This is a genomic window from Pseudodonghicola flavimaris, from assembly GCF_030164425.1.
In the GTDB taxonomy this organism is placed as follows: Bacteria; Pseudomonadota; Alphaproteobacteria; order Rhodobacterales; family Rhodobacteraceae; genus Pseudodonghicola; species Pseudodonghicola flavimaris.
Map to the genome: position 1 here is coordinate 22629 of NZ_JASNJD010000031.1, position 11582 is coordinate 34210.

The window sequence follows — 11582 nt, forward strand, 5'->3', positions numbered from 1 at the left end:
CCGCCCGCGCGGGCGGGCGGGGCAGGGGGCTCAGCTGAACAGGAAGTGATCGGCCTCCAGATCCCCGGGGTCGATTCCCTCCAGCACGATGGTGCCCTCGCCGGTGTCGATCAGCGTGTCCTCCCCCGCCGCGACGATCTTCAGCGCCGCATAGCTGAGCCCCGGGATGTCCAGCCGGATCTGATCCTGATCCGGGTCGAAATCGGTGATGCTGTCGTCGCCGTGATCCGCCTCGAAAACGAAACGGTCGCGCCGGGCGCCGCCGGTCAGCCTGTCGTCGCCGGCGCCGCCCAGCAACACATCCCGCCCGGCGCCGCCGGAGAGATCATCGTCGCCGGCGCCGCCCGACAGCCGGTCCCGGCCGGCCTGGCCCAGCAGCCGGTCGCTCCCGGTCTCTCCCTCCATCCGGTCGGTGCCGCCACCGCCCTTGAGCAGATCGTTGCCGTCCCCCCCCAGCAGGTGATCGTCGCCCCGCTGACCCCAGAGCCGGTCGCGCCCGGCGCCGCCCCGCAGCAGATCGATCCCGGCGCCGCCCCGCATCCGGTCGTTGCCGGCACCGCCCAGCAGCCGGTCGGCGCCACCGCCGCCGCGCAGACGATCCGCCCCGCCGAGCCCTTCGAGCAGGTCGTCGCCCGCCCCGCCGGAGAGCCGGTCGGCAGCCGCGCTGCCGTGCTGCTCGGTGCCGGCCGCGTCCTCCTCCGCCTCCGGCAACGGGATCCGGTCCGGCGTGTCGAAGCCGTCGGGCCAGAGATCGGCGGCCAGCAGCGGCTTGCCATCGGCGCTCAGCACCTTGAGCTCGGTGCTGCCGTAGCGCACCCAAATCCCGGTCGCGATCGGCTCGAACCGCAGCTGGTCGGGGCTGCGCAGCATCGGAAAGGCGCTCAGGTCCAGCCGGTCGCTGCCGCGTTCGAAATCGAGGATGCGCAGCGTCCCCTCGGTCGGCGCCAGCACGAAGGTATCACCGCCGTCGCCGCCGGTGATCTCCGCCCCGGCGCTGCCGCTGACCAGCACATCGTCGCCGTCGCTGCCGGTGATCAGCACCCGCCCGTCGCGGGCGGTCTCGGTGCCGCCGCTGGCCTCGCCCTCGCTGGCGCGGGCATCGAGCACGCTGCCCAGCCGACCGAGATCGAGGGCGAATTGCGTCACCCCGCTGCCGCTGCCGGAGGTGACGAAGATCTGGATGGCGTCGCCCAGCGGGACCGCCTCGATGCTGGTGATGTTCTCCAGCCCCATCCCGGTCTCCTGTGTCAGGCTCTGCAGATGCACCAGCCGTCCGTCCGACAGCAGGGTGAACAGACTGAGCCCGTCATCGGCGCCGCCCGCCAGCACGAAGACCCGCTCCTCCGCCACCACCACCTCCAGCGCGGTGACCGCGTCGAAACGGGTGGCGCGGGTGTCGATGACATGATCCGTCGCGGTCAGGCTGCCGTCGGCGCCGAGCTGCATCACCGTGATCGAACTGGATCCGGCGGCGGCCAGCACCACCCAGGTGGCCCCCCCGGCGGTGACCGCCTGCAGCCCGCTGGGCCCGGCCACCCCCAGCCCGTCCGCCGCCCCCAGGGTGGCGCTGCGGCTGAGCGCGCCGGTGGCCGCATCGATGGTGTAACAGCTGACCCCCTGGCTGTGGCCGTCGGCGGCCAGCAGGAAGGCACCGCCGCCCGGCCCCTCGGGGACCACCTGCAGCAGCGCCTGGCTGTCCAGCACGTAATGCGAGGATGTGCCACCCAGGCTGGCGGCGCGCACGATCGATCCGCTGCTGTCGGAAATCCAGGCATCGATGCCGCCGGTCTCGGCATCGACCATATAGAGCGCGCTGCGTCCGGCCCCGAGGCCGAAGGCCGCGACCGAGGCCGGGGTTTCGCCGCCATGGCCCGGCAGATCGGTGCTGGCGGCCTCGGCCAGGCTGCCGTCGGCCTCGATGGCATAACCGATCAGGCTGCCGTCGCCGGTCCCGTGCAGCACCAGTTCGGCGGCGCCGCCGCGCTCGACGATATCGAACCGGCCCAGCCCCAGGCCGGAGACATCGAAATAGCTGCTGTCGGTCAGCCGGGCGAGACCGCCGCCGGCGTCCAGCCGGTAGACGCTGATGCCGCCGTTCTGGCCGGTGGCGGCATAAAGATAGCTGCCGCTCCCGGTCACCAGGCTGCCCAGATGGCGCAGATCGGTGTCGAGCAGCTCATCCTTTGCCGTGATCCGCCCCGTCAGTGTCAGCACCGCCGCCTCCGCCCCGGGGAAAGCTCCCCCCGCATCCCCGGCCTAGGGCGCAAGCGCGGCGGCGGGCGCGCGGAAAAAGGGCGAAACCGGGGAAGATGCTTCAACCCTGTTTCAAGCTTGTCTCGAATGCCCGGCAACAGCGCCTGTTCCGGCCGCTCGGTTACCGCGCCGGCCGCCGCCGCAGGCCGGCGTTAACCCCGCTCCGCCATCACTCGGCCCCGTTCCGTCTCCCCCTCGTCGCGAAAGGAGCCCCGGCATGTCGGACAGCACCCCGATCCTCGCTCTGCCGTTCCTGGTGCCGAACCAGGCCCAGCCCTTTGTCACCCATAACGGCGCGCTGCGGCGGCTGGACGTTCTGGTGCAGCTGAGCGTCGCCGCCTTCGGCGCCGAGACCCCGCCCGAGCTGCCGGAGGAGGGCGTGGTCTATGCGCTGGGGCCGGCGCCGGTGGGCGACTGGGCCGGGCAGGGACAGATGCTGGCGGCCCGGACCGACACCGGCTGGATGTTCATCGCGCCGGTTCCCGGCTGGCGCGGCTGGAGCCGGCAGACGGCTGAGCTGCGGATCTGGGACGGAACCGCCTGGGTGCTGCCTCGCGCCGCCCCCGACCAGCTGGACGGCATCGGCATCGGCACCGATCATGACCCGGTGAACCGGCTGGCGGTGAAGGCCGCGGCGACGCTGCTCAGCCATGCCGGCGCCGGCCACCAGCTCAAGATCAACAAGGCCGCGGCCGGCGATACCGCCAGCCTGCTGTTTCAGTCGGGCTGGACCGGCCACGCCGAACTGGGGCTGGCGGGGGGCACCGACTGGTCGCTGAAGGTCAGCCCCGACGGCAGCAGCTGGATCGAGGCGCTCTCGGTCGCCGCCGCCAGCGGCAGACTGCGGGTCCCGGCGCTGACGGTGGGCGGCGCCGGTATCGGCGGCGCCGGCATCGGGCTGGCCGACGGAGCCGCCGCCCAGATCGATCCCGGCCCGCCCACCGGTTTCGCGCTGCTCTCGGCCCGGCCCGACGGTGGCCCCGCCGGCACCGATCTGGGCGCCCTGGTGCATTTCGCCTGCGCCAGCCCGCCGGCAATCCAGCCGCTCTATGCCGGGGCACTGACGGAAACGACCACCGGCGCGCTGACCGGCAGCAGCGGCCCCGCTGGTCGCCTCATCCTCTCGGCCGCCGCCGACGGCCAGCTCTATGTCGAGAATCGCAGCGGCGCGGCGCTGACGGTCTCCCTGCACCTGCTGGGCTGACCGCCCCGGGGCGTCTCTTGTCCGCGCCGCTTTTTCTGGCTGCAAATATCCCCGCCGGAGACAGGCCGCGCAGCGGCCTCGGCATCGGTCCTGATCAGAGCCTGCATGCAAAAATTAACATAACTATCATTACATGCCGGTCGCATGGGCGGACCGCCTCACCGGGGGATCAAACGAAAAAAGGCAGACAGCCGCAAAGCTGTCTGCCTTTTCAATCTTTCAGCCGCACGCCTCAGGCGATTGCCCCGGCGTGGATCACCGCCTTACTTGGTGGTGGTGGTGCTGCTGTCGTCGTCATCCGACACGATGACACCGACGACAATCAGACCGGCCACGATGCCGGCTGCAGCACCAACGGTCAGGCCGGTGCCGGCCAGGATGCCGCCACCACCGGGCGCCGGCGGCGGGGTTTGTTGGGCCAGAGCGGCGCCGGACATGCCCAGGGTTGCGACGACCATCGCAGCAATCATCTTTTTCATAATTCCAAACTCCTCTCGGATACACTTGCCCCAGCCTTAGCGCAGATTCCCCTTCATTTCAACGCGCGTGAAAGGGGCCTGCGGGGCCTTCCTGCGTTTTTTCGCAGCCGCAGCAAATATGTGTCTATTTAATCACCCGCCGCAGTTGCAGATAGCCGACCCCGGGGCCGGCCCATTGCCGGGACTGCCACAGGAAGCCATCGCGGGGATCGGCCCAGAAATCGTTCACGATCCGGCCACCCGCCCCCTCGCAGCTTTGCTGCAGGTGCCGCGTCGCCTGGGACCGGCCCAGGATTTCGATCCGCTCGGGGCCCAGATCGGCCAGGTCGCAGCGCAGCCGCAGTCCCCGCTCGCGGTTGTCGCCATAGCGGATCTGCTGCGCCAGCGGGCCCGGCGCCGGGCCGGAGCCAGCCATCGGCACGGTGCTGGACAGCAGGTCGTCGCCCAGCCCCCGGGTCGCGATCACCAGCCCGGCGCGGGTGGTGACGCTGGATTTCTGATCCCCCGACAGCCAGACCTCGATCAGCCCGGGCGTCGCGTCGTGGCGCGCTTCGGTGCGGAAGAAATAGGCGGAGAGATCGCGGTTCTCGGCAACGAAACCTGTGATCGGCAGGCCGACGGTTTCCAGCTGGGCGCGGCTGAACGCCGGCGGCGGTGCTGCCTTGCGGCGCTGCAGCAGGCCGCTGACAACCCCCTGGGTCGCCCGGGCCAGCTCCAGCTGGGTCGGCGCCTCCTCGGTGCCGCGGCTGCAGCCCGACATGGCCAGCATCCCGGCCAGCAGCAGGCCCGCTCCGGCCCGGATATCGAAGAGCGTTCTCATTCCCAGACCCTCTCCCATCCGGCGTCCAGCCCGCTGCGATGCGCCTCGCGCACCTGGTCATAAAGCCGCCCCGGCACATCCAGCCGCTGGCCGCCGTCCCGCTGCACCGGCCGGATCAGCATGCCCATGCCGGACCGGCTGGGCGTGCCCAGCATCCAGTTCAGCGGGATGCGGAAACGGATCCCCTTGTCGAAGGAGCCCTCGCCGAAATCGGCCGAGGACACATCGGTCAGGGTGAAGAAGCCGCCGACGCTCCAGCCATTGGCGAAGATGCGGTCGAAACTGAAGGTGGCGCCGAAATCGCCGGCCAGATAGCGGCCGACGTCGAGCTGCGTCTTATAACCACCGCCGAGCTCGTAATAGGCCGAGGCATGGCCGGTGAAGACCTTGTAATCGCGGAAGCTGAACAGCTGATCGTAATCGCGCTGGATGGCGTAATTCGCCTCGATCCCCAGCGCCAGCCGGCTGCCCACCGGTTTCCACAGCAGCTCCCCCGACAGGCCGCCGAACATCGATTCGAAATAGCCGCCGCTGATCCGGGCATAAAGATTGGCCCCCGGCCGCCAGTAGCGCGCGGCATAGAGCTCTTCGATGGTGGTGCCGTGCTGGGCGTATTTGTCCTGATCGGTGCGCACATGCGGCAGCACAGAATTCGACGCCCGGCCATCCTTGACGTTGCCCCAGACCCGCTGCCGGATCTTGCCGGCGATGCGCCAGCCCGGCGCCGGCCGGTAGCTCAGCCGCAGATCGACCCCGAGATCGAGCCGGAACGGCAGCGAGGGGTCGAAATAGGACGGAGCGAAATACTGCGCCAGCGACCAGCTGAAATCGGGATAGAGATCGGGCCCCGGCATCGCCCCGGCCCCCGGCCCGTGCGGTGCGTCGGCATAGGCGGTGACCGCCCGCAGCGCCTGCGCCGCGTCGCCGTCATATTCCAGTGCCTCGAGATCCGAGCGGCGCAGGATCACCGCCGACAGCGCCATGCCGTTGGCCACCGGCACCAGGCGGAAGGTCTCGACCGAGGGCGGCAGGCTGGCGGCCAGCGCCCGGGCGGCGCGGCCGACGGCGGCGGCGGCGGGCGTATAGCGCGGGTTGCGATAGCGCAGCTCGGCCTCGGTGCCGCTCAGCTCCAGCGATTCCAGCACCAGGCCGCTCTTCGTCAGCTCCGCCGCCACCCGGTCGCGCAGGCTCAGCCTGACCTCGGCGCTGTCCACCCAGTCGGTGGTCCAGGCCTCGGGTGGGCCGGCCCAGTCGCGGCGCGGCTTGATCGGCAACGGCGCCGATTGCTGCATCGGCGTCAGCGGCTGGCGCGGGTTGAACTGGATCTGCAGGCTGGCCCCGATTTCCGAGCCGTACATATAATAGAGCCCGAGCCGGCTGCTCTCGGTCCACTGATATTCGACGCCGAAGTTGAAGGGGGACTTCTTCTCGAAGACGGCCGTTTTCTGGGTCTCGGTCACGTAATCGTCCGAGGAATACTCCAGCTTGATCCCGAGCCGGTCGTTCGGCCGCCATTCCACCCCCCCGAACAGCGCATAGGGGCCGCGGAACCACTGGTCGTAGGAGGGCTCACCGCCGAAATTGGTGGACCCGTCATAGGCCGGGCGATGGCCGAAGGAGCCGATGTTGTTGTAAGACCCGAGCCGGCCCCAGCCGATGCCGCCGGTCACCACCAGCTGGCCACCGTCGCGGGCGCTGCCCCAGACGGCGGGGGTGCGCAGCGTCTTGCTGGCGGCGATATATTCCGCGCCGAACAGGCCGGTGCCGCTGAAATCCTGCAGCCCGAGGGTGACCTCGGGGCGGAACCGGGCCTCCTGCATCAGCCGGAACCGCACGTCGAAGTTGCGGTCGTAATAGGTTTCGAACCCGTACATGTTCCAGTTCTGGATGCCATGATAGCGGAAGCTGATGCCCATCCAGGGGGTGGCCTGAAAGCTTAGCGTCACCCGGGTCTGGCCGCCGAAATGCGCCAGCGCGGTGGTGAACTGCCCGTCCGGCGCGGTCTGCCCGGAGGGCATGTCGATCACCCCCGGCACGCCGTAGAAGTTCAGGCTGGGCGGCGGCAGCGGTTTGAAGCTCGGCGTCTCCGAGCCGATCTCGGGCGGCAGATAGCGCGTGGTGTCGCCGATCTCCTGGGCCCGGCCCGGCGACGTCAGGATCGGCAGCGACAGCAGCGCCGCCACGGCCAGCCCGGGAACCTGCCGGAACCGGGCCCGGCGCGGGAAAAGGGGAATCGGCAAGGTCATGAAAAGGCCTGTCTCTCGGGATCGCGACCGTTACAGCACAAAGCGCCGAAGCGGATCAACGCCCTGTCCCCCCGCGCCCGCGGCGGGCCGCCCACGCGTGACAGATCCGCCGCAGGGCTGCCCAGCAGACGGGCGGACCCGGGCGCGCGGCCTCAGCCGGCAAAGCGCTGCACCACCCGGCCGCCGATCAGCAGCCGGATCTCGCCCGCCGCATCGTCGAACTCCAGCCCGAAGCGCTGCGGATCGGCCGGCGTCGCCACCGTCAGGCTGGCCCGGGCCCCCGCCGGCATGGCGATCGACAGGCCGCCGTCGCCAGCGGTCTCGATGGTCAGATCGTCGGCCGTCGCCGCCGGCGCCGCGCGGACCCCGCTGTCGCCGGTGCGCAGCGCCAGCGCATGCGGATCGGCACCGCGGAACACCGGCGCATCCAGCGCGCCGATCACCAGCTGGCCGTTGGGGGCGGCGATCCGGGCCTGATCGCCGGCGCCGCCGAAGCGCACCGGCTCGGGATCGCAGAGCCCCAGGAACACCCAGTCGAGCCGCCCGTCCGACACGATGCCTGACAGATGCTCCGGCGGCCGGGTCCCGGCCCGGCGCTCCTTCTTCTTCTTGCCCGGGGTGAGGTTCTCATAGACCCGCCCGGCCAGCCGCACCCGGTCGCCGCGGCGGAACATCTGTCCCGCGACCCAGGGCGCCAGCGCCTGGCCGCCGAAACTGTCGCCGCGCCGGCTGCCGGCATCGGTGAAGCCGATCGCCGCCCCCAGCCCGGGCGCGGCATAGGTCACCGCCGGCCGGTCGCTGTCCAGCTCGCGGTTCACCGCATGCACCAGCGGCACATCTATGCGGAACCGGTCGCCCCAGCCGCGGTCGCTCAGGTTGTGGCTGCCATGGTTGAACGTGTCGAAGCTCTCCGCCCAGCCGGCGCCGGTCAGCGGATGACGGCGGAAGTCCACCAGCCGCTTGGGCCGCGATTCGACGAACAGCATCACCTCGTCCAGCACGAAGCGCGGCACATCGCCGTCCCGGGTGGGATAGACCGCGAACCAGTAATCCACCGGCGAGGACCACAGCGAGGAATTCGGCTTCGAGCCCAGCTTGGGCTCGTTGAAATGCACCCCGTGGGCATAGATCTCCATGTGGCAGTTGTCGAAATAGAGACTGTCGAAACTGTTGTCCTGTGCCAGCGGCCCGGTGACGACGATCCCGGCGTGATAAGGTCGCGGCGGCAGATCGGTGGCATCGTCGATGGGACGGCCGAAATAGGCGCTGAGCGCCGCGTTCAGCGGCTCGCCACGGGTCTCGGTCTCGCCCATGGCCTTGGTGTAGCGGCCGAGGTAGCGGCGGCAGCCGTTGAAGATATGGCAATGCGCGAAGGTGCAGTTGGTGCCCTCGACGCGGGCGCATTCGGCCAGCCAGCTCAGCACCGAATGGGTGACCCGCAGATCGCTGTCCTCGCACAGCACGCCGATGCCGCTGAACCGCGGCGGATCGTAATATTCCACGTCGTTCATGTCGTACTGGCAGATCTGGCAGCGATCGACCCAGACATCGCCGGCGCTGGCCAGCACGCCGATACCGGCGCATTTGCGGATCACGCAGTTGACCACCCGGGTGTGGGCCCGGCCATGGATGCCGCCGCAGCGGTCGGCACAGTTCAGCTTGAGGTTCTCGAACTGCACATAGGTCGCCCGCGCGCCGCAGTCGAACAGGAAGTCCGAGGCCGCCGGGCGATACTCCTGATCGCCGACCCGGCCGCGACCGCCGTCCTGCGCCCAGCCCTCGCCCACTGCCAGGATCGAGAAATCGCGCACCACCGCGCCGCGGTTGCCGGCCCTGAGCCGCAGCGGTTTCGACACCCGGTAGAGCGCATTGAGCCCGGAGACCACCACCTGCATGCCGAAGACGCCGGGCACGCCATCGTCCCAGCCGCTGCGCATCGCCAGATCCGCGGCGTAATCCAGCGCCGCCTGCAGCAGCGCGGTATCGTCCTGCGACAGATCGCCGAAATGCTGCGGCGTGATCAACCCGAAGGGCGACCAGCGCCGCCCGTCGGCGGTTTGCAGCGCCTGACCGGCGGGATCGGCGACATAGCACAGGCCGCGGATGAACAGATGCGTCTCACCGGCCGCCGGTGTCGCCGCCGCCGCCTCGGCCCGGGTGGCGAAGACCGCAGCCTCGATCCCCGCCGCCGCCAGCGGCGCGGCGGCCAGACCGGTCAGCAGCCGGCGCCGGGCGGGATCGGGGGCAGGATCGGAAACGGCGGAGGGTTCTTCGGGGGGGACCCGGTGGCGAAGGGGAGGGATCATCGTGCGGGTCTCCGGGGAGGGTTGCTGAGCAGGCCGGTTACAGGGACTTCAGCCCCGCCTCGCCGGGGGCATAGCCTTCGACCCCGTGCTGGATCACCGCCCGGGCCGCGGCCTCGTCGCCGGCGGCCAGAGCCTGACGCAGGCCGCGCAGGATACCGGCGACCTCGATTTCGGACAGCCGCTGTTCGCGGGCGCAGAAGATCTTCTGATACCGGGTGCCGATCAGATCGGGGCAGAGCGTCAGCTCCTCCTCCAGCTTCTCGCCGGGGCGCAGGCCGACGATCTCGATCTCGATATCGCCCTCGGGGTTGGCGGCATCGCGCACCGTGTAGCCGGCGCTTTCGATCACCTGGCGGGCCAGCTGCAGGATCGGCACCAGCTTGCCCATGTCCAGCACGAAGACCTCGCCGCCCTCGGCGATGGCGCCGGCCTTCAGCACCAGCTGCACCGCCTCGCGGATGGTCATGAAATAGCGTTTCACCCGCGGGTCGGTCACCGTCACCGGACCGCCGCGGCTGACCTGCTCCTGAAACAGCGGCACCACCGATCCGCTCGACCCCAGCACGTTGCCGAACCGCACCATGGTGAAGATCGTGCCGCTGGCGCGGGTCGAGAGATCCTGGATCACCAGTTCGGCCAGCCGCTTGGAGGCGCCCATCACATTGGTCGGCCGCACCGCCTTGTCCGAGGAGATCAGGATGAAGCGTTCCACCCCCACGGCGGCGGCCTCGCGCGCCAGGGTGCGGGTGCCGAAGACGTTGTTGGCCAGCCCCGGCAGCGGGTTGGCCTCGACCAGCGGCACATGTTTATAGGCGGCCGCATGCAGCACCACCTGTACCCCGTGATCGGCCAGCACCTTGCGGACCTGGCGCGGATCGGTGACCGAGCCCAAGACCGGCACCAGCTCCACCCCGGTGCCCTCGGTCAGCTGCTCCAGCTCCTGATGCACGGTGTAGAGCGCGAGTTCCGACAGCTCGTAGAGCACCAGCCGGGTCGGCCGGCAGTTCAGCAGCTGACGGCAAAGCTCCGAGCCGATCGAGCCGCCGGCGCCGGAGACCAGCACCACGCGGTTCTCGTAATTCTCGCTGGCCTGCCCCAGATCGGTATCCGCCGCCTTGCGGCCCAGAAAGCTCTGCGGCGCCAGCGGCGTCAGCTTGTCGATCAGCGCCTCTTCGCCGATCAGCTGGGCGAAGGAGGGCAGCACCTGCACCTCCAGCCCCATCTTCTGCAGCCGGCGGGCGATCTGCGCCTGTTTCGGCTGGCTGAGCGAGGGCATCGCCAGCACCACGCGGTCGATCCGGCGGTCGCGCACCAGCCGGGCGATTCGCGCCGGCGGATGCACCGGCAGCCCGGCCAGCAGCATCCCCTGCAACGAGGTGTTGTCGTCGACGAAGGCGACCGGATCGATGCTGTCATGCGCGCTCAGCGCCTGGGCCAGCTGGGTGCCGGTGGTGCCGGCGCCATAGATCAGCACCCGGCGGCGCGGCTGTGCCCGCCGGTAGATCGCGGTGACCACCTGCAGCAGCACCATGCGGGTCGCCACCACCGCCAGGAAATAGACGATGCCGAAGATCACATGGGTGCCCGGCGGCAAGGACGGCCCGGCGATCCAGGTCAGCAGCGCCAGCGCCAGGGTCAGCCCCAGGGCATAGAGCGCGGTCAGCCCGATGGCATGGCGTTCATAGGCCTTGAGCTGGATATTGGGCAGCCCCAGCAGCTTCGACAGCCCCGCCGCCGCCAGCAGCAGATAGGGCAGGATCGCCAGGGTGCGGCGCAGCGTGTCGATGGCGGAGGTCGGCAGCGCCTGCACCATATAGGTGAAGAGCAGCGCCAGCGGCAGCAGCGCCAGGTCGATCGCCAGAAAGACATAGCCGCGCTGATTGCGCGACAGGGCATTCAGCAGCTTCAGCATAGCGCCTCTCCCGCCCCGTCGGGGCCGCTGCCGTCGACCGGCCTCTGAAAATATCGCATTCGCAGCATCCGGCGCCCGACCGTCCCACATGCAATGGGCCGGACCCCCTAATGAATTTATTAACTGTTTAAATTAGTCTTGGATAACCTTCGATGTCAAAACCGACGTGACGCCGACCGGGAAACCGGCGGGCCCCTGCCCGTCCGTCCGGCCGGCGCTGCCGGGTCGTGATCGCCCTACTGCGCCGTCACTGGGCGGCGCGGTCGATCTGGACGACTTCCGAGAGGAACTGGGCCAGCTCCTCGCGCAGGTCGTCGCGGGCCAGGGCGAAGGCCACCGTCGCCTGCAGGAACCCCGCCTTC

At 69.9% G+C, this 11582-nt stretch carries 7 protein-coding genes and 1 pseudogene; 1 reads left to right on the top strand and 7 read right to left on the bottom strand.

Annotated elements, in window-relative coordinates; all coding sequences use genetic code 11:
• Positions 1 to 30: 30 nt before the first annotated feature.
• Entirely contained in the window at positions 31 to 2214 is a 2184-nt protein-coding gene (locus QO033_RS24010; protein WP_284483271.1) for a hypothetical protein, read from the bottom strand.
• A gap of 256 nt (positions 2215 to 2470) precedes the next feature.
• On the opposite strand from QO033_RS24010, the gene QO033_RS24015 reads away from it, so the two are divergent.
• Entirely contained in the window at positions 2471 to 3457 is a 987-nt protein-coding gene (locus tag QO033_RS24015) for a DUF2793 domain-containing protein (protein WP_284483272.1), read from the top strand.
• A 263-nt stretch (positions 3458 to 3720) separates the two neighbouring features.
• Here the strand turns inward: QO033_RS24015 and QO033_RS24020 are convergent, their stop codons facing one another.
• From QO033_RS24020 to QO033_RS24045, 6 genes and pseudogenes are all read right to left on the bottom strand, one after another.
• Positions 3721 to 3936 carry a hypothetical protein gene (locus QO033_RS24020; protein ID WP_284483273.1) on the bottom strand — a complete coding sequence of 72 codons (216 nt, stop codon included), beginning with the start codon at positions 3934 to 3936 and terminating at the stop codon, positions 3721 to 3723.
• Between the two features lie 124 nt (positions 3937 to 4060).
• Complete coding sequence (locus QO033_RS24025; protein WP_284483274.1) at positions 4061 to 4756, bottom strand: YjbF family lipoprotein; 696 nt, start codon at positions 4754 to 4756, stop codon at positions 4061 to 4063.
• Positions 4753 to 7002, bottom strand: coding sequence for a YjbH domain-containing protein (locus tag QO033_RS24030; protein WP_284483275.1), 2250 nt, complete (start codon positions 7000 to 7002; stop codon positions 4753 to 4755). Before QO033_RS24030 ends, QO033_RS24025 begins: the two co-directional genes overlap by 4 nt.
• A 152-nt stretch (positions 7003 to 7154) precedes the next feature.
• Complete coding sequence (locus QO033_RS24035; protein WP_284483276.1) at positions 7155 to 9308, bottom strand: hypothetical protein; 2154 nt, start codon at positions 9306 to 9308, stop codon at positions 7155 to 7157.
• Positions 9309 to 9345: 37 nt separating this feature from the next.
• Complete coding sequence (locus tag QO033_RS24040) at positions 9346 to 11220, bottom strand: polysaccharide biosynthesis protein (RefSeq protein ID WP_284483277.1); 1875 nt, start codon at positions 11218 to 11220, stop codon at positions 9346 to 9348.
• A 247-nt stretch (positions 11221 to 11467) separates the two neighbouring features.
• Positions 11468 to 11582 (bottom strand): annotated as a pseudogene (locus QO033_RS24045) (UTP--glucose-1-phosphate uridylyltransferase); the annotation flags it as partial.

Excerpts from the sequence above, each read along its gene's own strand:
- QO033_RS24015 (WP_284483272.1), top strand. The coding sequence starts at position 2,471 with ATGTCGGACAGCACCCCGATCCTCGCTCTGCCGTTCCTGGTGCCGAAC.
- QO033_RS24020 (WP_284483273.1), bottom strand. The coding sequence starts at position 3,936 with ATGAAAAAGATGATTGCTGCGATGGTCGTCGCAACCCTGGGCATGTCC.
- QO033_RS24025 (WP_284483274.1), bottom strand. The coding sequence starts at position 4,756 with ATGAGAACGCTCTTCGATATCCGGGCCGGAGCGGGCCTGCTGCTGGCC.
- QO033_RS24030 (WP_284483275.1), bottom strand. The coding sequence starts at position 7,002 with ATGACCTTGCCGATTCCCCTTTTCCCGCGCCGGGCCCGGTTCCGGCAG.
- QO033_RS24035 (WP_284483276.1), bottom strand. The coding sequence starts at position 9,308 with ATGATCCCTCCCCTTCGCCACCGGGTCCCCCCCGAAGAACCCTCCGCC.
- QO033_RS24040 (WP_284483277.1), bottom strand. The coding sequence starts at position 11,220 with ATGCTGAAGCTGCTGAATGCCCTGTCGCGCAATCAGCGCGGCTATGTC.